The sequence below is a fragment of the Kitasatospora sp. NPDC127067 genome (assembly GCF_042724755.1).
Taxonomy (GTDB): domain Bacteria; phylum Actinomycetota; class Actinomycetes; order Streptomycetales; family Streptomycetaceae; genus Kitasatospora; species Kitasatospora lactacystinica.
This window is the reverse complement of record NZ_JBHXEM010000147.1, coordinates 1-20,476: the sequence shown is the minus strand read 5'-3', so window position 1 is coordinate 20,476 and position 20,476 is coordinate 1. Positions and strand designations below refer to the sequence as shown.

The window sequence follows — 20,476 nt, the reverse complement described above, 5'->3', positions numbered from 1 at the left end:
TTCTTTTTTTTTCTTTCTGTGGATTGGGCCCGGCGGCTGAGCGTCGGAGCGCGGCGCTGGGCCCCCCCCCCACCCCCCGCCCCGCCCGCCCCCACTGCCGTACCGGGTCCACCGCCGTAGCGGGCCCACTGCCGTACGGGGGCTCAGTGCCGGGCCGGGCTCACTCCTCGCCGGCCAGCGTCATCCCGGCCAGCTTCACCGAGGCGAACACCGTCGCCGCGACGGTGACCACCAGCAGCAGCGGCACGGCCGCCGCGAGCGAGACGTCGGAGCTGATCGCATTCTGCCCGGCGACCGCCTCGGCCACCGAGCGGCCCCACTGCTGGATGCTCAGCGTGCGGGCGCCCTCGACGAAGTTGCCGACCGTCGACTCCCAGATCAGGGCGTACGCGAGCCCGGCCACCACCGCGTGCCGGGTGACCACACCGAGCAGCAGGAACAGCGCGCTGTACGCGGCGCCGGCGACCAGCACCGCCACGGTGTAGCCGAGCGCCACGCCGTCCTGGGTGCCGACCAGCAGCAGCCCGGCCAGCAGCGTCGGGACGACCGAGAACAGCCAGGTGACGCCGATCGCGACGACCAGCTTGGTGGTGACGATCCGCCACCGGGGCAGCGGCTTGGCGAGCAGGTAGACGATCGAGCCGTCGTCGATCTCGTTGGCGATCACCCCGGTGCCGACGACCAGCCCGAGGATCGGGATCAGGGTGCCGAGGCCGAGGGCCCCGAGGATGTTGCCGGCCGTCTCGTGGGGGTCGGCGCTGGACACACTGGCGATGGCCGCGACGACCAGCAGCAGGGCGGGGACCACCAGCAGCAGCAGGCCGCGGCGGCGGCCCAGCAGCCCGCGCAGGGTCAGCCTGGCGACGGTGGGGTTCATGGTCGGTCCGCCCCTTCCTGGGCAACGACGGTCCTGGCGGCGGCGCTCACGTGCCCGCTCATGCGGAGACCAGGTAGGAGAAGACGCTCTCCAGCGATTCGTCCGCCGGGGAGACGGTGTACAGCCGGATGCCGGCCTCCCGGGCGACCCTGGGCAGCAGGGTGGTGAAGCCCTGGAAGTGCACCGCTTCGATCCGCAGCGCCCGCTCCCGCTCGTCCACCTCGATGCCGGTGGTCGAGCCGTCGGCGATCAGCGCGGCGGCGAGCCGGCGGTCGTCGCTGGAGCGGACCAGGTAGCGGTGCGGGCGGTCGGTCATCAGCCGGCGGATCTTGCGGAAGTCACCCGAGGCGGCGTGCCGTCCGGCGACCACCACCTCGATGTGCCGGGCCAGCTGCTCGACCTCCTCCAGGATGTGGGAGGAGAACAGCACGGTCCGGCCGTCCGCGCCGAAGCGGCGCAGCAGGTCCATCAGCTGGAGCCGCTGGCGCGGGTCCATGCCGTTGAAGGGCTCGTCGAGCAGCAGGACGGACGGGTCGTGGACCAGTGCGGAGGCCATCTTGACCCGCTGCTTCATGCCCTTGGAGTAGGTGCCGGTGCGGCGGTCCTTGGCGTAGGCCATCTCCACCAGGTCCAGCGCCCGGGCGGCGGCGGCGCCCGGCTGGGGCAGGCCGTGCAGTTCGGCGTTGGCGAGAACGAACTCCCAGCCGGTCAGGTAGTCGTACATCGACTCCCGCTCGGGCACCAGGCCGATCTGCCGGTACACCTGCTGGTTGCGCCAGATCGGCGCGCCGTCCAGGGTGACGGAGCCGCTGGAGGGGGCCAGGAAGCCGCTCATCATGTGGATGAGGGTGGACTTGCCCGCCCCGTTGGGGCCGAGCAGGCCGGTGATGCCGGGGCCGATGGACATGGTGATGTCGTTGACCGCGACCACGTTCCCGAACCAGCGGGAGACCTTGTCGATGCTGATGGTGGCCATGCCGCCCTCTCAGACGTTCCGGTAGCGGCGCAGCAGCAGCCGGTACGAGCCGACCACCATGGCCACCGCGACGAGCGCGAACACGGCGAGGCCCAGGCCGCCCGGCGCGTGCCGGCGGTCGAATCCCTCACCGAGGCCGAACAGTTCGTTGACCAGGGACTCCACCAGGTCGGTGGGCGAGATCAGCGACATCCACTGCGCGGTGTCGGAGCCGGTCGTGCTGGGGTTGCTGATCCCGACCGCGGCGGCGCCCAGGGCGGCGCTGACCGCCAGGTAGCCCATGATGGCGGCCACCCCGAAGCCGCGGCGCGGGGTGGCGGCCGCGATCACCAGGGCGACCGAGGTCGGCACCACCGCGTACAGGACGGCCGCGACCAGGCCGTACAGGAAGTGCCCGGTGTTGTGCCCGAAGTCCATCCCGCCGAGCAGCGCGCCGATGTACAGCACCAGCAACGGGGCCGCCATCAGCAGCAGTTGGGCGCAGACCATGGCGCCGAACTTGGCCCGGACGTAGTCGGTGCGGGTGATCGGGCGGGAGAAGTAGAGCGGGACGGTCTGGTAGCGAAGGTCCCGGGAGAGCAGTACCGGCGCCTGGGAGGCGAGGAAGACCGAGACCACCAGGCTGAGCATGGAGAGGTAGCCGGCGTACTCGACCGGCAGTTCCTCGCGCTTCATCACGACCGAGAGCGCCACCATGATCAGCGCGGGTACGGTCACCACGCCCAGCACCAGCATCGGCAGCACCTTGGACTTGCCGGAGCGGCCGAGGCCGTACGCGGCGCGCAGGCTCTGGGTGAAGAGCGCGCGGGTCGCGTAGGAACGGCCGAGCCGGGGGCCGGTGTAGCCGCGGTAGCCGATGTCGTGGATGACGCCGGTGTCGGCGGACCTGGTCTCAGGAGGCAGCGCCATCGTTCGTCCCTCCCTTGCTCTGCTCGGTGTCCTGGGAGTCGGTGAAGAGTTCGGCGACCCGGTGCCGGCGCTGTTCCAACCGGACCAGGCCGAGGCCCAGTTCGGCGACGGCGTCGCGGATGGTGTCGTACGTCGACTCGTCGGCCAGCCGGACCAGCAGCTGGTGCGAACCCTCGGACTGGACGGACAGGCCGACCGCGGCGAGCCGCTCGCGGACCGCCGGGCCCGGCTCCAGGCCGTGGTCCTCCGGGTGGTCGCCGACCTCGACCGCGAGGACGGCCGTCGCCTCGGTGAAGGAGGCGGTGGAGGAGGAGCGCAGCAGCTTGCCGCCGTCGATCACGACCAGGTGGTCGCAGGTCCGCTCCAGTTCGCCGAGCAGGTGGGTGGTGACCAGCACCGAGATGCCGAAGTCGGTGTGCACCCGGCGGATCAGCCCCAGCATCTCGTCCCGGCCGGCCGGGTCGAGGCCGTTGGTCGGCTCGTCCAGCAGCACCAGCTTCGGGTCGTGCACCAGCGCCTGGGCGAGCTTGACCCGCTGCTTCATGCCGGTCGAGTAGCCGCCCATCGGGCGGTACCGCTCCTCGTAGAGGCCGACGTGCCGCAGGGTGTCCGCGGTGCGCTCACGGGCGGCGGTGGCGGGCAGGCCCGCCATCCGGGCCATGTGCACCACGAACTCGGTCGCGGAGACGTCCGGTGGCAGGCAGTCGTGCTCGGGCATGTAGCCGACCTGCGCGCGGATCTCGGACCCGCGGGTGGCGACGTCCAGGCCGAGGACCTCGCCCCGGCCGGAGGTCGCCGGGGCGAGCCCGAGAAGGATCTTGATGAGAGTGGACTTGCCCGCGCCGTTGGCCCCGACCAGGCCGACCACACCCGGCCGCACCTCGACGGTGAGCTGGTCGAGCGCGGTGACCCGGGGAAACCTCTTGGTGAGGCCGTCCGTCTTGATGACAGCTGTGGACACGCCGACCACCGTAACGGTCTTGTGCGGCAGGGGTCATGAGCTCGAATGACGAGCCCGTCTGCTGCTGCGGTATGACGTCGGCCCCCCGCTCCCCTAGGGGTTCGGCAAAACCGGAACCCGCCTGTACCCTTTGTCGAACTCTTGACGTACTTGCCACATTCTTTGCCAACGGGGGTGCCGGAACAGCGTGCCGGCACGGGAGGGGATCGATCGACATGTCTGATCGGGCGACCGCGTTCGACCGGATGATGAACCCTTGGGCCTACGACGCGGACGGGAACCTGACCGACCGGGCCCGCGCCCAGGAGGCGGCCCGCACGCAGATCAACTCGGCCTCGGCACCGGGCGGGGGAGGCGGCGGGGGCGGGACCGGCTTCAGCGCCGACACCAACGCGCTGACCACTGCGGGGAACAACTCCGACCAGATCCACGCCCGCCTCAACACCGACGGCCGGGGCGCCGACGAGGCCACCACCAAGGTCTCCACCTCGCTCGCCAACTGGAGCACCGGAAAGGCCGCGGCGGGCGCCGCCGGCACCTGGGACCAGTGCGTCGCCGCGCTCGGCGGCACCATCGGGCAGACCACCCAGGCGCTGCGCGCCACCGCCACCAACTACCGCCAGAACGAGTCGGCCGTCCAGCACGACCTCGGCGCCTGAGAGAAGAGCAGCGATGGTCGACTTCCACGAGCTCAGCACCGCCGACTTCGGCGTCCTGGACACCGCCGCCACCGCCTGGACCACCGTGGCCCAGAAGCTCCAGGCGATGGACGGCGACTGGGACACCACGGTGATCGCCAAGGTCAACTCCGCCTGCTGGACCGGCCCCGCGGCCGACCAGGCCCGCCCCGGCCTGCAGCGCACCAATGAGCAGCTGACCGCCGCCGTCACCGAGGCCAACGCCTTCGCCTCCACCTTCAAGGAGGCGTCCACCGAGTTCAAGGCGGCGAAGACCAAGCTGGACAAGGCGGTCGCGGACGCCCGCACGGCCGGACTGACCGTCACCGACAACGGCACCGTGAGCTGGCCCCCGGCCGACAACGCCACCCGGCACGACTACGAGGCCATGCGGGACTACCAGAAGGAGTGGGGCGACAAGGCGGAGGCCGCCCGCAAGGCGATCGACGCCGCCGTCGCGGAGGCCGCCGCCGCCGACGAGCGGATCGCCTGGGCGCTGCGCTCCGACAGCATGACGGACGGAGCGAAGTCGTTCAACGGCAAGGCCATCGGCTCCGGCCCCGAGGCCGACGGCAAGCGCGCCGCCCAGCTCGCCGCCAAGGGCGGGGACATCACCGAGCCCGAACTCACCGAGCTGAACTCGCTGTTGGCCTCGCACGGCAGCGACCCGAAGTTCGCCACCAAGTTCTACCAGGACCTCGGCCCGGACGGCCTGATCAAGTCCTGGAACGGCATGGTCGGCGACCCGGCGCACCCCCGCGACGACAAGTCCCCGCGCTGGAAGGCCTACCAGGACCTCCAGAAGAACCTCGGGCTCACCCTCGCCACCGCCACCCGCACCACCAACGAGCCGCACCTGTCGGACGAGTGGTCCGCCGCGCTGCGCAAGGCCGGCTCCCAGCCGGTCTGGGACAAGCCCTACCGGGCCTCCGGCCTCGACTACGTGCCGTACGGCTACCAGGTGCTCTCCGGCATCCTGATGAACGGCAACTACGACGCCCACTTCATCAACCCGATCGCCGAGCACGTCACCCAGCTCGACCCCCAGGACAGGTACTGGCCGGCCCCGCCGCCCGGCTCCAAGATCCAGGGCTTCAACCTGACCGGGGGCGACGAGGCGGGCTCCGGCTTCCGTCCCACCACCGCCGTCCTGGAGGCGCTCGCGCACAGCCCGGAGGCCGCCAACAAGTTCTTCACCGAGCAGCCGACCGCGTACAACCAGGACGGCACGGTCAACCAGGGCGGCAAGCCCAAGCCCTCGGACTACTTCGACTACTACGCCCACGACAAGGACTGGATCCCGGACACGACCTCGCGGGACTCCAAGGTGTGGGACGCGAGCAAGCAGGCCGGGCCGGCCGCCTTCGGCCGCGCCCTGGAGGCCGCCACCACCGGCCACCCGTACGACGAGCCCGGCCCCGTCCCGCCGGAGCGGCACACCACCGAGCAGGCCGACCTGATGAAGCGGGTCGTGGACACCTTCGGCCGGCACGGCGACGACGGCGGACTGGACGACATCAAGGGCGACGGCAAGCTCGCCGCCATGCGGGGCAGCCTCGGGCACATGACCGCCGAGTACATCGGCGACGTGCAGAACGCGCTCGCCCTCACCCACGAGCTGCCGGTCAACGGCTCGCCGGCCAACCTCGGCAAGTCCTCCGTGGAGGGGCTGATGGACGCGCTCGGACGCGATCCGGAGTCCTACGGCGCCGTGGTCAACGCCAACCAGGCGTACACCACCGCCCTCATCCGCGGCCACATGGACGGCGGGCAGACCGACTTCGCCCGGCTCAACGTCGACATCAACAACATCGCCCACGCCGGCGGGATCACCAGCGGCATCCTCAACGAGGCCCGGGTCGACGAGGTGCACTACAAGCACGCCGAGTCCGACAAGGAGTTCAACGAGGCGCTGGAGAAGAACGTCGGCTACGGCAAGGACGCCTTCAGCGCCGTCATCGGCACCGTGACGGACAAGATCCCGCTGGGCGGCGAGGTCGCCGACCAGATCCTCGACTCGATCGCCGAGAGCGTGATCGAGGCCAACAAGCAGGACACCACGGCGGCCGGCGACCAGACGGCGCGCGACGAGAACGCGAGTGGACAGAACCAGGCGGTGGGCAGCGTCAAGCAGGCCGTCAAGGACGCCGGCGGCACCTCCGGGATGAGCCGCGAGGACGTCAACCGCCTCGCCGAGAGCGCCGGGATCAACGTGATGAACGGCTACAGCAACGGAGTCGTCAACAACCACGTCAACCACGCGAAGGGCGGCGCGTGAAGGACCTCGCGGCCCGGTGGGGCCGCTTCCTGACGAACCGGTGGGGGTGGCGCCTCGACAGCCGGTGGTGGCTCCCCCGCGTGCTCGTCCTCGCGGTGGCGGGGGCCGGGGCCGTCGGCTACCTGGACTGGCGGGGCCACCGCCCCGCCGACCCGCCCGGCCGGGCCGCCCACCTCTGCCGGATGCCCACCGGCGCCGGCACCCCGCTCGCACGGCTGCTGCCCGACGGCGGCCAGGACGTGGAGGAGCGGACGAAGGCCCTCATCGGCCAGGACCCGCAGACCTGTGTCATCCGGGTCGACGGACGCAGCGCGATCACCTTCACGTCCGTCCGGCGCCAGGGCGAGCTCGCCCTCACCGCCGAGGGCGCCAAGCACCCGCAGGCGCGCGGCTTCGACATCGCCGGCCTCGGCACTTCGTGGCCGGGCGGCGCCGCCGTGGCCGCGAGCTGCCTGGGCGGGAAGTACACCTCGAACGACTACGTCCAGCTGGAGGTCACCGCCGGGGAGGCCGCCCGCGCCTCCGGCGACGGCGGCCGGGCCGACCTCGAAGAGCTCACCCGGGCCGCGCTGGTGGAGGCGAGGAAGGACCGGTGCTCATGAAGCGTTCCCAGGCGCTGCTCGCCGGCGCAGCGGCGCTGCTGCTCGGCGGCGGCCTGCTCGGCTGGCACCTGTACCTCGACCACGACGCGTACCGGCCACCGGCCGTGTCCCTGTCGCACGGGGAGTGCCGGGGTCTGCTGGACGACCCGGCCGTCGCCGAGCTGCTCGGCCGGGCCCCCCGGGTCTTCGCGGTCACGGAGTACACGTCGGCGACGGCCGAGGTCAAGCCGTCCCTGCACTGCCGGATCTCCGGAGAGGACGGGCGGTCGCTGACCGCCGACGCGGAGTTCGGGGACGTGCGGTCCGGCGGCGACACCCTCGGAGCGGCCGCCTTCGGCTGCTCGGTGAACGGCCGGACCGAGGCCTACCGGGCCGTCCTCAGGATCACCGTGAAGGACGGCGGGCACCTTCCCGACGGCCCCGGCCGGAAGCGGATGGGAGAACTGGCGGGCGGCTTCGCCGAGCGGGCCGCCGAACGGCAGCTCGGCTGCGCGGGCGGCGCCGAACGGCTCGAAGTGATGTGAGCCGGCCGGCGCCGCTCCCGGCGCCCGTCAGCTGTGGGCCCGCTCCCACAGCTCGGTGACCTTGCCGGAGGCGTCGATCGCCACCTTGTAGTCACCGGCCGAGCAGGGGTACGAGCCCTTCTCGTTGTGCGGCGCGGCGAGGCACTCGTTGACGTGCTTCACCAGGTCGGCCAGGTTGACGTCCTTCGGCGGGGCCAGCACCGAGCTCAGGTGGCCCTTGGCGGTGGGCGCGAACGGGGCGCTCTTGTCCGCGCCCACCGGCTCGAAGACGACGTCGTTCACGCCGCAGGCGTCCTTGGTGTCCTTGTAGACCAGGGTCGTCGCGCTGGTGCCCTTCGCCGGGTAGACCCACTTCTGCCCGGCGGGCAGCGGCCCGTGGGTGCAGAAGCCCTCCGGCTCGCCGTCGGCGGACGGCGTGCCCGTCGCGGCGGGCTTGCCGGTCCCCGCGGGCTTGCCGCTCGGCGCCTGGCTCGCGGCGCCGGCCGGGGCGGCGGTGGGCGCGGCGGAGGCGGCGGTGGTCGCCCCGCCTCCCGCGCCCTGGTCCGCGCTGTCGTCGGGGCCGCAGGCGGCCAGGCCGAACGCCGCGGCGGCGACCAGCGCGGTGGCGAGAAGTCTCCTGGAGCCGGAGCTGGAAGAAGGCATGACGAAGGAACCCCCGTGGTGACGCATGATCAGTTCGGTATGCGGCCGACAGACTAGCGCCCCGGGCCGACGCCCGCCCCGCCGACGGGGCTCAGCCCAGCCGGGCGAGGCCCTCGGTGGCGATCTCCTCGAAGACGGCGAGGTCGTTCTCGAAGATCGAGTCGGGGATCGGCCAGTGGATCACCAGCTCGGTGACGCCCAGCTCCCGGTAGGTGCCCGCCCAGTCCACGAAGGCCTCCACCGACTGCAGCGGCTTCTCCGCGGTCGAGCCCTGGAGCAGCACCTTCTCCAGCGTCGCGACGTCCCGGCCCCGCTCCTCGCAGGCGGCCGTCAGCTTCTCGATCTGCCGCGCGACCACGCCGGGCGCCTGCTCGACGGGCACGTCCGCCGGGCCCTTCGGGTCGCCGTACGTCACCCAGCCCTGCCCGTGCTCGGCGGCCAGCCGCAGCCCGCGCGGGCCGGTCGCCGCCACGTAGAACGGCAGCCGCGGCCGCTGCACGCAGCCGGGGACGTTCCGCGCCTCGACCGCCGAGTAGTACGTGCCCTCGCGCGTGGTGGCGTCGCTGCGCAGCAGCTCGTCCAGCAGCGGCACGAACTCCCCCAGCCGGTCCGCCCGCTCCCGCGGCGACCACGCCTCCTGCCCCAGCGCCGTCGCGTCGAAGCCCGTCCCGCCGGCCCCGATCCCCAGCGTGAACCGGCCGCCGGACACGTCGTCCAGCGTGATCAGCTCCTTCGCCAGCGTCACCGGGTGCCGGAAGTTCGGCGAGGTCACCAGGGTGCCCAGGCGCAGCCGCTCGGTGGCGCAGGCCGCCGCCGTCAGCGTCGGCAGCGAGCCGAACCACGGCTCGTCCTGGAAGGACCGCCACGACAGGTGGTCGTAGGTGTACGCGGTGTGGAAGCCGAGGTCCTCGGCCCGCCGCCAGATCTTCTGCCCTTCGCTCCACCGGTGGACGGGGAGGATCACGGTGCTCAGTCGCATACCACCGACCCTACGGCAGCCGTCAGCGGCCGGGCCCGCTCGTCGGGGCCGCCGTTCGGGCCGGTGCGGACCGGCTCCCTGTCGGGTTCAACGCCGCAGCCAGCTCAGCAGGGTCGTCGCCGTGAACACCGCGCCCGACGCCAGACAGACCGCGCGCGGGGTCAGCCACCCCGGGCCTTCCAGGCGCCGGGACTGCGGGACCGGAGCCAGCAGCGCGTCCGCGAAGGCCTGGGCGGTCGGCGGTCGGTCCGCCGGCTCGACGGACATCGCGGCCCGTAGCAGCAGGGCGATGTTCGGCGGGAGCTCCGTTCCGGCCGGGAGCACCGGCAGCGTCGAGGCGGTGGACCGGCCGGTCATCAGGGCTGTGGCGCGTCCGCCCGGGCCGAACGGCTTCTGCCCGGTCAGCAGCTCGTAGGCCACGACGGCCAGCGCGTACACGTCGGCCCTCCCGTCGAACCCGCCGGTCTGGAAGGCCTGTTCCGGTGCCATGTACGCGGGCGTGCCCGTGGTCACCGTCAGCCCGGACGCGTCGGCCAGTTGCTTCGCGCTGCCCAGATCGGCCACCAGCACCGCGGCGGGCGCGGGGCCGGTGGCGAGCAGCAGGTTGGACGGCTTGACGTCGCGGTGCACCACGCCCGCCTCGTGCAGGACCTGGACCGCGTAGCCCGCCTCCGCGGCCAGCCGCAGCGCCTCCTGCGGGTCGCACTGGCCGACCCGGTCCGCCAGGGTGCCGCCGCGTACGTAGTCCATGACGAAGTAGGGCCGGTCCTCCTGCACCCCGACGTCGTGCACCCGGACCACCCGGGGGCTGGCGATCCGGCGCAGCAGCCTCGCCTCCGCCAGGAACCGCTCGCGCACATCGGCGTTGGCGGCCCAGTTCTCGGCCAGCACCTTCACCGCGACGTCGGTGTCGAGCTCCGGATCGTAGGCCTTCCAGACCGTCGCGAAGGAGCCGGCTCCGAGCCGCTCCAGAAGGAGGTAACGGCCGAGCTTGCGCATGTGGCAGCATTCTGCCGGAGTCGGGGGGAGTGCGGAACTCCCGTTCGACGGACGGCATGCCGGGCGGGACGAAACGGGGGGATCCGGATGTTCGAGGAAGGCGAGCTGGAACGGCTCGTGGCGGCTGCTCGGGCGGGGGACCCGGGGTCGATGGAGTACCTGCTGGCCAAGCTGCGGCCGGTGGTGCTGCGCCGCTGCTCGCGCTTCCTGCCCCACCACGCCGACGCGGAGGAGGCGGCGCAGGACGCGCTGCTGTCCATCAGCACGCACCTGGGCGACTACGGCGGCCGCGGCTCCTTCCAGGGCTGGGTGACGGTGATCGCCTCGAACGCCGCCCGGTCCACCTACCGCTCGATGCGCCGGCGCGCCGAGGACAGCCACGCCGACCTCCCCGAGTCCGTCGACCCGCGCACCACCAGCGTCATCGCCGGGACCCGGCTCGACCTGATGGAGGCGCTGGCCGCGCTGGAACAGCAGCACCCCGCCCTGGTGGAGGCCTTCGTGCTGCGCGACCTGGGCGACCTGACCTACGTCCAGGTGGCCGAGCAGCTGGACGCCCCGTTGAGTACGGTCAAGGACCGTATCGACCGGGCCCGCCACTTCATGCGCGAGCGCCTGGTCACCGGCCTGTGAACGGCGCCCCTCCGGCGGGCCGCGGCCGCGTCGCCGTCCGGCGCCGGTCCGCCGTCGCCGCCCTGGTGGCGGCCGCCGCGCTCGGGCTGGCGGCCGGCCGGTTCGTCCTGCCACCGCCCCCCGGCGCCACTCCGCCCCCGGCAGCACGGTCGGGTGCCGCGGTCGGCGGGGCGTCCCAGGGCGCGTCCGCTCCCGCGACGCCCGGCGGGTCCGGCCCGACGCCCGCGTCCTCGGCCTCCGGCTCCGCCTCTCCGACCGGTGCGACCGGGCCGATGACGACCGCGAACCTTGTGGACCCCGCGGCGTTCAGCCCGGACATCCGCATCGGGCAGATCCACGTCACCGACTGGTACGGCGACGGGTTTGACGCCAATTCGGCCTGCTCCGGCGAGACGACCCTCAAACAGACCCTGAGCGGGACCGGCGCCCACTTCCGCGGACTGACGACCATCCCCCGCACCGAACCAGGCGACCCCCCGCCGGCCGCCGACCGCGTCGACCAGGTCGCCCGCGAGGTCGCCGCCGAGGCCCCGAGCCCTTCCCTGGCGCAGAACTTCACCGAGCGCCTGCTGCTGGAGGAGGTGCCCTGCAAGGAGGAACCGCCAGGGCACTGGGTCTACGGAAGGACCACGACACTGCAGCTCGCCCCGGACGCCACCGCGAGCTGGATGGGTACCTACGAGGGAACCCTCAATACCACCGGCAGAGCGCCCGAGGGCAAGGAGCCCTGCGGCGGCATCGCCGTGCTGCGCAGCGGCAGCCACTACGGAGTGCTGAACGTCCACGCCTGCCTGGGCACGGCCGCGATGGACCACGTCGTCAGGGCCGCTCTGTCACAGCTGTGAAACAGCCGGTCCGGGCTCCGGCTTTCCCTCCCCCGGCGGCATCTCCCCGGTTGTACGAGGACGCAGCAGGCGTCCCGACCAGCAGGGGGACCAGATGACCGAGAACCGGACCGTCCAGCAGAAGTCCGTTCGCCGCAACCGGATCGCCGCCGCGGCCTGCTTCGCCGCCGCACTGATCACGGCCAGCGTCGTCGGCACCCAGTCGGCCACCGCCGACGGGGCCGCGCACGCCGCCGCGCAGCGCACCGCGGTCGCCGCGCCCGGACTCGGCTCCGCCCACCTCGTCCAGAGCGAGGACTTCCAGAAGGGCATGAACCCGGTCGGCGCGACCATCGAGCTGACCGGACGCCAGGGGCTGTCCGCGTGCTCCGGCGAGGAGACGATGCACGACCTGACCAAGGACAAGGCCACCGCGTACGCGTCCGTGCACTGGACCTTGGACACCAAGGGCATGCTGATCGAGTCGGCCGCGAACGCCCCCACCGGGACCGCGGCCGCCACCTGGGAGCAGCAGCTCGTCGCGCTCGTCGAGGGCTGCCAGGACGAGCCCGCCGGCCACTGGTACTACGGCGCGGCCCACAGCCTGACCGCCACCGGCGGCACCGCCCGCTGGTACCCGGCCTACAACGGCGACGGCACCGCCGTCGGCGGGGTCGCGGTCCTGCGCAGCGGCACCAGGGTCGCCATCGTCGAGCTCACCGGCCAGCCCGGCTCCACCCCGGCCGCCGTCGAAGGCATCACCACCGCGGCACTGAACCGCCTTTCCTCCTGAACGGCGGCCCCGCCCCCGCCCGGCGGCCCGGCTCCGCCCGCGCCGCCGGGCGGGGGCGGGCCGCACGGCACGGTGCCAGGCCCTCTCTTTCGGATCACGTCGGACCAGTGGGCGTCGTTGGAGTGCGTGCATCGGCGGTGCGGAGGAGGGAGTCCATGCGGTGGGGGCACCTCCCGGCCGCCAGGCTGGGGGCCATCGGCGACCGACGACAAGCCGGCGAGGTGCGTGCTCCGGCGGCGACCGCCTGGCGTGATCCGAAAGAGAGGGCCTAGGGGTGCGGGCGGGTGCGCTGGGCGGGCAGGGACGGGGCGCAGGTGCGGCGGGCGAGTTCGGCGAGGGTGTGGAAGAGGACGTCGCCGAGCAGGACCGGGTCGCGCGAGGCGTCGGACGCCCGCGGGTCGCGGGTGTCGGGGCGGGCGGTCGGGGGCGGCTGGTCGCGGAGCTGGCGTGTGGGCATCGCTCTTCCTGCCGACGGGGTGGCCGTGGGCAGTCATGCCCGGCGCGGCCGGCCGGGCACCCCGGGGCCGGGGGATCGGCCGGAAACGGCGTATGAAGGGCTTGATCACGGCGGGGACGGCCGGTGGCCGCGGGGCCGGGCCGGTGACCCTGCCGCGCCGATGGGCGAAGATGGACCGGTGACCGAACCCCGTACCGCGCCCCGCCTCATCGCCACCGACCTGGACGGCACCCTGCTCTGCTCCGGTGGCACCGTCTCCGACCGCACCGCCGCGGCGCTGGCGGCGGCCGAGGCGGCCGGGGTGCAGGTGGTGTTCGTGACCGGGCGGCCGCCGCGCTGGATGCAGCAGGTGAGCCCGCACATCGGCGGCCACGGGGTGGCGATCTGCTCGAACGGCGGCGCGGTGGTGGACGTGCGGCGCGGCGAGCTGCTGGAGACCTTCCCGCTGCCGGTGGAGACCACCCTGGCGGTGGTCGAGGCGCTGCGGGCCAAGCTGCCCGGCACCGCGTTCGCCTTCGAGCACCCGGGCGGCTGGGCCCGCGAGCCCGGGTACGCGGTGCCGATGTGGGGCGACGAGCTGGAGCACGAGGTCGGCACGGCGGAGGAGCTGCTGGGGGCCGGCGGGTCGGTCCGGGGCCTGTTCAAGCTGCTGGCCAAGCACCCGGACCTCGACCCGGACAAGTTTCTCGCCGAGGCCAGGGAGGCGGCCGGGCACCTGGCCGAGATCACCCGCTCGGCGGCGATCCCGCTGCTGGAGATCAGCGCGCCCGGCGTCACCAAGGCCAGCACGCTGGCCCGCTGGTGCGCCGGGCGCGGGATCGACCGGAGCGAGGTGGTGGCCTTCGGCGACATGCCGAACGACCTGGAGATGCTGGCCTGGGCCGGCACCGCGTACGCCGTCGCCAACGCGCACCCGCAGGTGCTGGCGGCGGTGCCGCTGCACACCCTGAGCAACGAGCAGGACGGCGTCGCGGCGGTGCTGGAGCGGCTCCTCGGCCGGTAGGACAACGGGAACCGCTCCGGCCGGGAACGGCCGGAGCGGTCGGAGCGGTCGCAGTGGTCGCAGCGGTCGAACCGGCCTAGCCGAAGCGGCCGTTGACGTAGTCCGAGGTCCGCTGGTCGCGCGGGCTGCCGAAGATCTGCTCGGTCGGCCCGGCCTCGACGATCCGCCCCGGGGTGTCGTGGGTGGCCAGGAAGAACGCGCAGGTCTGCGAGACGCGCTGGGCCTGCTGCATGTTGTGGGTGACGATCACGATGGTGAGCCGCCCGCGCAGTTCGGCGATCGTCTCCTCGACCCGCCGGGTGGAGGTCGGGTCGAGCGCGGAGCACGGCTCGTCCATCAGCAGGATGTCCGGGGAGACGGCCAACGACCGTGCGATGCACAGGCGTTGCTGCTGGCCGCCGGAGAGCGCCCCGCCCGGGGTGTGCAGCCGGGTGGACACCTCGTCCCAGAGCCCGGCCCGGCGCAGGCTGGTCTCGACCAGGTGCTGGCGCTCGTCCTTGGACACCTTGATCCCGGCCAGCTTGAGCCCGCTGGAGACGTTGTCCTGGATGGACATCGCCGGGAACGGGTTGGGCCGCTGGAACACCATGCCGATCCGGCGCCGCACCTCGGCGGGCCGGCGGCCGGGCCGGTAGACGTCGTCCCCCTCCAGCAGCACCTCGCCGGAGAGGGCGGCGCCGCGCACCATCTCGTGCATCCGGTTGAGGATCCGCAGGTAGGTGGACTTGCCGCAGCCGGACGGGCCGATCAGCGCGGTGACCTCGCCGGCCGGCATCGCCAGCGAGACCCGCTCCAGGACCTTGCGGCTGCCGAACCAGGCGGAGACGTCGCGGGTCTCCAGCCCGGCGAGCGGCTCGGCGTCGGGGTGGCCGTCCGCGTACCGCCGGTCGGCGTACGGGGCGGGGGCGACCGGGGGGAGGGTGATGGTGTCGGCGACCGGGTCGGCCGGTGAGGGGGCCGCCAGTGGGGTTTCGGTCAGTGGTGCGTCGGTCATCGGAACGGTCCTCCGGGCGCGCGTCAGTAGAGGTTGGGCAGCAGGGCGGCGGCGTTCTCGTAGACCGCCCAGAGCAGCGCGCCGACCACCGGCGCGAGGCTCAGGTACGCGGCCGAGCGCCGCCAGTACCGGGCCAGCAGCAGGGCGCCGGCCACCGCGCCGAGCAGGCCGAGCGACCACAGCTGGAGCGTGGCCAGCGCGCCCTTGTCCGCGGCCAGTGCCTTGTCGTACGGGACGGTCGCGGGCCGGCCGCCGGGGTTCTGCTGCGGGTCGCCGTCCAGCCGGGCGCCGATCAGCACGGTGGAGCCGGGGATCCAGTCGGAGTCGCCGGTGACCAGCACCATCCGGTTGCGGGCCTGGTCGACGATCGGGTGGTCGCCGTCGCCGTACACGTTGACGGTGTAGGTGAACGTGCCCTGGCCGGTGGTGGCTTCGATCTTGTCGCCGACCCGCAGCCTGGACAGGTCGGCGAACGGCGCGCCGAAGGTGGCGCCGCGGCCGAAGACCACGGCGACCCCGCGCTGGCCGGGCAGCGCGGTGTCCCGGCGGTGGCCGGGGCCGCGCATCAGGTCCCGGCCGGTGGTGCCCTCGACCACCACGGCCCGGTGCAGGCCGATCGCCGGGATGTCCAGCAGTGCCACCGGGTCGCCGTCGGCGGCCGCGCCGGTCGGGGCGACCGCCCGGGCCAGCTGGTCGCGGAAGGTCTTGTACGCGGTGGACTGGTAGTGCTTCTGCTGGACGTGCGAGAGCGTGAACAGGTACCCGACGAAGCCGAGCACCAGCGCCGCGGCCAGGCTGACCGCCCAGGCGCCCTGGAGGAACCGCCGCCGCCCGGGGGAGACGGCGGGCCGGGCCGGGGCGGCGGGCTCAACAGGGGCGGCCGGCTGCTCCGGCGCGCTCACCGCGACCGGCTTCTCCAGCACCGGGGCCGTCACGAGGTACCGCCCGAGCCGTTGCGGCGGCGCAGCAGCCGGCGGCCGAGCAGCGGCGGGACGAGCACCACGGCGAGCAGTTCCAGCGCGGTGAGGGAGGACAGCATCCAGTCCTCGGGCTTGCCGCTGACCTCGACCACGTTGGCCGCCACCTCGGTGGCGCCGCCGCGGCCGCGGGCGACCACCTGGCCGGTCTGCGGGTCGACCACGTCCTCGGTGGCGTCGCCGGCGCCGGGCGCGTTCGGGTCACCGCCGGCCGCGCCGCCGGCCGCGTTCGGGTCGCCGGCACCGCCGGCCGTTCCCGCGCCCCCACCGGTACCGGCGCCACCCGCGCCGCCGCCGGTACCGCCTCCGGAGCCACCGGACCCGCCGGTGCCGCCGGAACCGCCCGCCGCACCGCCTGAGCCGCCGGCCGCGCCGCCGGAACCGCCCGCGCCCGAACCGGTCTTGACCGGCTGGCCGTTCTGCACGGTGCAGTCCAGCGGGGTGCCGGCCTTGTCGCAGGGGCTCGGCATCGGGGCGTTCTTGAGGACGGTCAGCTCCCCGGCCGAGTTGAAGGTCGGGTTGGCGCAGTTGGAGAGGGTGTTCGGGTCGACCGGGCTGGCGTTGCCGGGGATGTTCCTGGTCTGCAGCAGACCGCCCTTGACCAGGCCGCGCGGGATCGGCGAGTAGCCGAGGTCGTCCGCCTTGCCCTGGCCCTCGCACAGCACGTACGAGAGGAAGCGGCTGAGGGCGGAGCCCTTGTCGTTGTTGAAGCGCGGCGGCGGCGGGTTGGCCGCCCCGGCCCGCGGCACGATCAGGTAGCTGTAGCTGGAGATCGGGTAGGCGCGCGGGTCGTCCATGGTGTAGACGCCGTCGAGGTTCTGCTGCAGGTAGTTCGGGTCGTCCGCCGGGGTGCCGTCGTCCACGCCGCGGATCTTGGCGGCGGTGAGCGCGACGGCGACGTTGGAGGCGGTCGGCAGCGAGTAGTAGCCGGCCTGGTTGAGCACCTTCACGACCGGCCAGTTGCTGCGCTTGGCGAACGCGTACTCGTCGTAGCCGATGGTGCCGACGTTGCCCGGGGACTTGATGTAGCCGGCCACCACGTCGGAGCCGTTCTGCGCGACCATCCGGCCGGACGGCGGGAAGAACTCGGTGTAGTCGCCGCAGCTCACCCCGTTGACCGCCTTGCAGTAGGACTCCCACTGATCCTTGTGGGTGTGCTCCATCCAGCGGGTGAACTGCGCGGTGGCGCCGGAGCCGTCGGAGCGGATCACCGGGGTGATCTGCAGGTTGGGCAGTGCCTTGCCGTAGTCGCTGGTGACCTTCGGGTCGTTCCAGTTGGTGATCTTGCCGGTGAAGATGTCCACGATGGTCTGCGGGGAGAGCCGCAGGTCGCGGACCTGCTTGCCGCCGACCACCAGGTTGTACATGAAGGTGGTGCCACCCGCGGTGATCGGCACGTAGGAGTAGCCGTAGACCGGGTTCTCCCGCTCGCCGCCGCCGTTCGCGTGGCCGTTCTGCCCGAGGCCGGTGTCCGGCGAGGAGCGGAACGGCACGTCGGAGGCGGTGAAGTCGTCCTGCCCGATCGACCACTGGGTGCGGCCGGCCGCCGAGCCGACCGGGTTGAAGTTGATCTGGATGCCCTGCGGGGACACGTCCTGGCGCCACTGGTCGATGGCGGGGCCGGCCCAGCTGGAGCCGTCCGCGCTCAGCGAGATCGATGCGGCGTGGGCCGGGGTCTGCCCGATCAGCAGGGAGGCCGTGGCGAGCGACAGGGACATGGCCCCTGCCAGCAGCCGGGCCGTGGAGCGCCTTGCGGCCTCCCGGAACATGTGAACTCCTCGGGGACGGAGGGTGGTTGGTCCGGACATCAGTGCTTCGCCTGCGAGTGGAGGGCGTACGGACGGGCGATGGCGCCGAGCGCGGCCGCCTCCTGGCGGCGGGCGTCCCGGTCGATCCGGCGCTTCTGGGCCCGGGTCAGCTGCCCGGGCCGGCGGCCGCCGAGCACGCGCGCGGTGACGAACAGGACCAGCACGACGCCCATCAGCGTCAGGCCGGCCGCGAAGCCGCGCGCGATCATGCCGTCGTACGGCTGCTTGACGTAGTTCCAGATGTAGAGCGGCAGCGAGACCTGGTGCCCCTCGAAGGGGTTGCCGTTGAACTGCGAGGTGAAGCCGGAGGTGAGCAGCACCGGCGAGGTCTCGCCGACGCCGCGCGCCATGCCGAGCACCACGGCGGTCACCAGGCCGGGCCGGGCGGTCGGCAGCACCACGTTCCACACCGTGCGCCACTGGCTGCCGCCGAGCGCGTACGAGGCCTCGCGCAGGGTGCCGGGCACCAGCCGGATGACCACCTCGGCGGCCCGGGTGACGATCGGCATCATCATCACGGTGAGCGCGAGCGAGGCCGCGAAGCCGCTCTTCTCGAAACCGAAGGTGATGATCACGACGCCGAGGATGAACAGGCCCGCCACGATGGACGGCAGCGCCGTCATCGCCTCGACCAGGGTCCGCACCGGGCGGGCCATCCGGCCGCCGACCTCGGACATGAAGACGGCCGCCGCGATGCCCAGCGGAACGGCGAACAGGGTTGCCAGGCCGAGCTGTTCGAGCGAACCGACGATCGCGTTGAGCGCGCCGCCGGAGGTGAGCCGGTCCAGCGGGCCGGTGTGCTCCATCGACTCGGTGAAGAAGTTGAGGTGCTGGGCCGCCTCCCAGCCGCGGCCGGCGACGTAGCCGATCTGGTCGGCGATCAGCGCGACCACCAGCAGCCCGGAGCTCCAGGCGACCACGGCGACCAGCCGGTCCCGCACCATCATCGGGTTCCACTGGAGCCGGCCGAGCAGGTAGTAGCCGGCCAGGAAGAGCAGGTACCAGCAGAGCAGGAAGCCGAAGGCGCCGCTGAACGGCAGCACCCGCTCGTACAGCACCCAGTCCAGTGCGAGCGAGCCGGCCGTCGCGCCCGCCACGGTGAGGACGTCGTCGCGGGTGACGCCGCCGATCCGGAGCTTCTTCTCGGGGCCCGGGGCCCCGGCCGCGGCGGGCCCCGGGGGCGCGGGCTCACCGGCGGGCCCGGACACCGCGACCGGCGGCAGGTCGAGCGTGGTCATCGGATGGTCCCTTCACGGTTCGGGTGGCTGCGTGGGCCGGTCGTCGCCCCGCGGGCGGACGTCCGTGGACAGGCCCTGTCCCCGCGGGCGGTTCGGGGGTTCGTCATGCTCAGTCCGCCGTCGCGGCGCCGGAGCGCGAGCGGTTGATGACGACCCCGGCCAGCACGTTGACCAGCAGGGTGAGCGCGAACAGCACCAGACCGGCGGCCATCAGCGCGGAGAGCGACAGCGAGTCCGACTCGCCAAAGCGCAGCGCGATCAGCGCGGAGATCGAGTTGGCGCCGTTCTCCAGGATGTGGGTGATGGCCTTGAAGTTCGGCGAGATGATCAGCGCGACGGCGATGGTCTCGCCCATCGCGCGGCCGAAGCCCAGCATCACCGCGCCGATGACGCCGCCCTTGCCGAACGGCAGGACCACGGCGCGGACCATCCCCCAGCGGGTGGAGCCCAGCGCGTACGCGCCCTCCCGCTCGCCCTGCGGGGCCTGGGAGAAGACCTCCCGGCTGAGCGAGGTGACGATCGGGATGATCATCAGGGAGACCACCACGCCGGCGATGAAGGTCGAGGAGGTGTACGAGGTGCCGATGTCGCCGATGCGCACCTTGAGGAAGGGAACGGCGTCGCCCAGGTGGTTGGCCATCCAGCGGACGAAGCCGATGATCCGCGGCTGGAGGAAGAACAGGCCCCACAGGCCGTAGACGATGCTGGGGATCGCCGCCATCAGGTCGACGAGCGAGATCAGCGCGGCGCGCAGGCGCACCGGGGCGTACTCGGAGATGAAGATCGCGGTGCCGAGTGCCACCGGGACGGCGATGACCAGCGCGATCACCGCGATCAGCAGACCGTTGGGCAGGACGGCGGCGATGCCGAAGTTGTGGGCGGCGGTCTGCCACTTCTGCTCGGTCAGGAAGGACCAGCCGACCGCGCGCAGCGCGTCGGTGCCGCGCAGGACCAGGAAGAAGGCGATCAGTCCCATGATCGCGAAGACCGAGAAGCCGGCCAACCGCAGCACGCCGCGGAACACCCGGTCACCCGGGGTCGCGGGGGCGGTGATGGTGCGCGGGACGTCCTGATCGGGCCCGTGCTCGGGTTGGCGTGGCGCCCCGGCGTACGGTGCCGCGGGCTCAGCGGCGGATGTCATGTGTGCTCTCCGTGCTCGGGAACGGGCGTGCTCGGTGAGGGTCCGGGGCGCTGCCTCGGCGGGAGGAAGCGCTCGGCGGGGCCCGGACCGCGGCCCCCCCCAGCGCGGGGTGCTACATGCGGGGCAGCCGCGACCACAGGGGTCGGGCGCCGGTACGCACCCTCGCCCCCGCCGGGGTGCCCCC

Annotated in this window: 21 protein-coding genes; 8 read left to right on the top strand and 13 right to left on the bottom strand. The window is 73.0% G+C overall.

Annotation, left to right across the window (positions count from 1 at the left end):
- Window positions 1-160 precede the first annotated feature (160 nt).
- From ACFWJ4_RS35985 to ACFWJ4_RS35970, 4 genes are read right to left on the bottom strand one after another with little or no spacing between them, the layout of a single operon-like run.
- Window positions 161-877: an ABC transporter permease gene (locus tag ACFWJ4_RS35985; RefSeq protein WP_380552063.1), complete on the bottom strand. Its 717-nt coding sequence runs from the start codon at window positions 875-877 to the stop codon at window positions 161-163.
- 58 nt (window positions 878-935) lie between these two features.
- A complete protein-coding gene (locus tag ACFWJ4_RS35980) occupies window positions 936-1,853 on the bottom strand; it encodes an ABC transporter ATP-binding protein (RefSeq protein WP_380552060.1) in 918 nt (305 codons plus the stop codon).
- 9 nt (window positions 1,854-1,862) lie between these two features.
- Entirely contained in the window at window positions 1,863-2,762 is a 900-nt protein-coding gene (locus ACFWJ4_RS35975; RefSeq protein ID WP_380552057.1) for an ABC transporter permease, read from the bottom strand.
- The gene (locus tag ACFWJ4_RS35970; RefSeq protein WP_359898052.1) at window positions 2,746-3,723 is read right to left on the bottom strand and encodes an ABC transporter ATP-binding protein; all 978 of its coding nucleotides are present in this window, start codon (window positions 3,721-3,723) and stop codon (window positions 2,746-2,748) included. The genes ACFWJ4_RS35975 and ACFWJ4_RS35970 overlap by 17 nt, the downstream gene beginning before the upstream one ends.
- Window positions 3,724-3,938: 215 nt before the next feature.
- On the opposite strand from ACFWJ4_RS35970, the gene ACFWJ4_RS35965 reads away from it, so the two are divergent.
- From ACFWJ4_RS35965 to ACFWJ4_RS35950, 4 genes are read left to right on the top strand one after another with little or no spacing between them, the layout of a single operon-like run.
- On the top strand, window positions 3,939-4,382 hold the full coding sequence (locus ACFWJ4_RS35965) for a hypothetical protein (protein ID WP_380552054.1): 444 nt from the start codon (window positions 3,939-3,941) through the stop codon (window positions 4,380-4,382).
- Window positions 4,383-4,395: 13 nt separating this feature from the next.
- On the top strand, window positions 4,396-6,678 hold the full coding sequence (locus ACFWJ4_RS35960; protein WP_380552051.1) for a hypothetical protein: 2,283 nt from the start codon (window positions 4,396-4,398) through the stop codon (window positions 6,676-6,678).
- Entirely contained in the window at window positions 6,675-7,280 is a 606-nt protein-coding gene (locus ACFWJ4_RS35955; RefSeq protein ID WP_380552048.1) for a hypothetical protein, read from the top strand. Before ACFWJ4_RS35960 ends, ACFWJ4_RS35955 begins: the two co-directional genes overlap by 4 nt.
- Window positions 7,277-7,804, top strand: a complete 528-nt coding sequence (locus tag ACFWJ4_RS35950) for a hypothetical protein (RefSeq protein WP_380552045.1) — start codon at window positions 7,277-7,279, stop codon at window positions 7,802-7,804. The genes ACFWJ4_RS35955 and ACFWJ4_RS35950 overlap by 4 nt, the downstream gene beginning before the upstream one ends.
- A gap of 27 nt (window positions 7,805-7,831) precedes the next feature.
- On the opposite strand, the gene ACFWJ4_RS35945 is transcribed toward ACFWJ4_RS35950, so the two are convergent.
- From ACFWJ4_RS35945 to ACFWJ4_RS35935, 3 genes are all read right to left on the bottom strand, one after another.
- The gene (locus ACFWJ4_RS35945; RefSeq protein ID WP_359898060.1) at window positions 7,832-8,446 is read right to left on the bottom strand and encodes a hypothetical protein; all 615 of its coding nucleotides are present in this window, start codon (window positions 8,444-8,446) and stop codon (window positions 7,832-7,834) included.
- 91 nt (window positions 8,447-8,537) lie between these two features.
- Window positions 8,538-9,425 carry an LLM class flavin-dependent oxidoreductase gene (locus ACFWJ4_RS35940; RefSeq protein ID WP_380552042.1) on the bottom strand — a complete coding sequence of 296 codons (888 nt, stop codon included), beginning with the start codon at window positions 9,423-9,425 and terminating at the stop codon, window positions 8,538-8,540.
- Window positions 9,426-9,512: 87 nt separating this feature from the next.
- The gene (locus ACFWJ4_RS35935; protein WP_380552039.1) at window positions 9,513-10,424 is read right to left on the bottom strand and encodes a serine/threonine-protein kinase; all 912 of its coding nucleotides are present in this window, start codon (window positions 10,422-10,424) and stop codon (window positions 9,513-9,515) included.
- Window positions 10,425-10,511: 87 nt separating this feature from the next.
- On the opposite strand from ACFWJ4_RS35935, the gene ACFWJ4_RS35930 reads away from it, so the two are divergent.
- The 3 genes from ACFWJ4_RS35930 to ACFWJ4_RS35920 all read left to right on the top strand — a co-directional run bounded on the left by ACFWJ4_RS35930 (window position 10,512) and on the right by ACFWJ4_RS35920 (window position 12,674).
- Window positions 10,512-11,057 (top strand): RNA polymerase sigma factor, encoded by a 546-nt coding sequence (locus ACFWJ4_RS35930; protein WP_380552036.1) that lies wholly within the window; start codon window positions 10,512-10,514, stop codon window positions 11,055-11,057.
- A gap of 272 nt (window positions 11,058-11,329) precedes the next feature.
- Window positions 11,330-11,902, top strand: coding sequence for a hypothetical protein (locus ACFWJ4_RS35925; protein ID WP_380552033.1), 573 nt, complete (start codon window positions 11,330-11,332; stop codon window positions 11,900-11,902).
- A gap of 94 nt (window positions 11,903-11,996) precedes the next feature.
- Window positions 11,997-12,674 (top strand): hypothetical protein, encoded by a 678-nt coding sequence (locus ACFWJ4_RS35920; RefSeq protein WP_380552030.1) that lies wholly within the window; start codon window positions 11,997-11,999, stop codon window positions 12,672-12,674.
- A 268-nt stretch (window positions 12,675-12,942) separates the two neighbouring features.
- Here ACFWJ4_RS35920 and ACFWJ4_RS35915 read toward each other — a convergent pair whose 3' ends face one another.
- On the bottom strand, window positions 12,943-13,131 hold the full coding sequence (locus tag ACFWJ4_RS35915) for a hypothetical protein (RefSeq protein ID WP_359898072.1): 189 nt from the start codon (window positions 13,129-13,131) through the stop codon (window positions 12,943-12,945).
- Window positions 13,132-13,291: 160 nt separating this feature from the next.
- Here ACFWJ4_RS35915 and ACFWJ4_RS35910 point away from each other — a divergent pair, with 160 nt between their 5' ends.
- Window positions 13,292-14,134, top strand: coding sequence for an HAD family hydrolase (locus tag ACFWJ4_RS35910; RefSeq protein WP_380552027.1), 843 nt, complete (start codon window positions 13,292-13,294; stop codon window positions 14,132-14,134).
- Between the two features lie 76 nt (window positions 14,135-14,210).
- On the opposite strand, the gene ACFWJ4_RS35905 is transcribed toward ACFWJ4_RS35910, so the two are convergent.
- From ACFWJ4_RS35905 to pstC, 5 genes are all read right to left on the bottom strand, one after another.
- Window positions 14,211-15,128: a phosphate ABC transporter ATP-binding protein gene (locus ACFWJ4_RS35905; RefSeq protein WP_380552024.1), complete on the bottom strand. Its 918-nt coding sequence runs from the start codon at window positions 15,126-15,128 to the stop codon at window positions 14,211-14,213.
- Window positions 15,129-15,151: 23 nt separating this feature from the next.
- The gene (locus tag ACFWJ4_RS35900; protein WP_380552021.1) at window positions 15,152-16,063 is read right to left on the bottom strand and encodes a sortase; all 912 of its coding nucleotides are present in this window, start codon (window positions 16,061-16,063) and stop codon (window positions 15,152-15,154) included.
- Complete coding sequence (locus ACFWJ4_RS35895; RefSeq protein WP_380552018.1) at window positions 16,060-17,874, bottom strand: phosphate ABC transporter substrate-binding protein PstS; 1,815 nt, start codon at window positions 17,872-17,874, stop codon at window positions 16,060-16,062. The genes ACFWJ4_RS35900 and ACFWJ4_RS35895 overlap by 4 nt, the downstream gene beginning before the upstream one ends.
- 38 nt (window positions 17,875-17,912) lie before the next feature.
- Complete coding sequence (pstA, locus tag ACFWJ4_RS35890) at window positions 17,913-19,151, bottom strand: phosphate ABC transporter permease PstA (RefSeq protein ID WP_380552015.1); 1,239 nt, start codon at window positions 19,149-19,151, stop codon at window positions 17,913-17,915.
- A 109-nt stretch (window positions 19,152-19,260) separates the two neighbouring features.
- On the bottom strand, window positions 19,261-20,292 hold the full coding sequence (pstC, locus tag ACFWJ4_RS35885) for a phosphate ABC transporter permease subunit PstC (RefSeq protein WP_380552012.1): 1,032 nt from the start codon (window positions 20,290-20,292) through the stop codon (window positions 19,261-19,263).
- Window positions 20,293-20,476 lie beyond the last annotated feature (184 nt).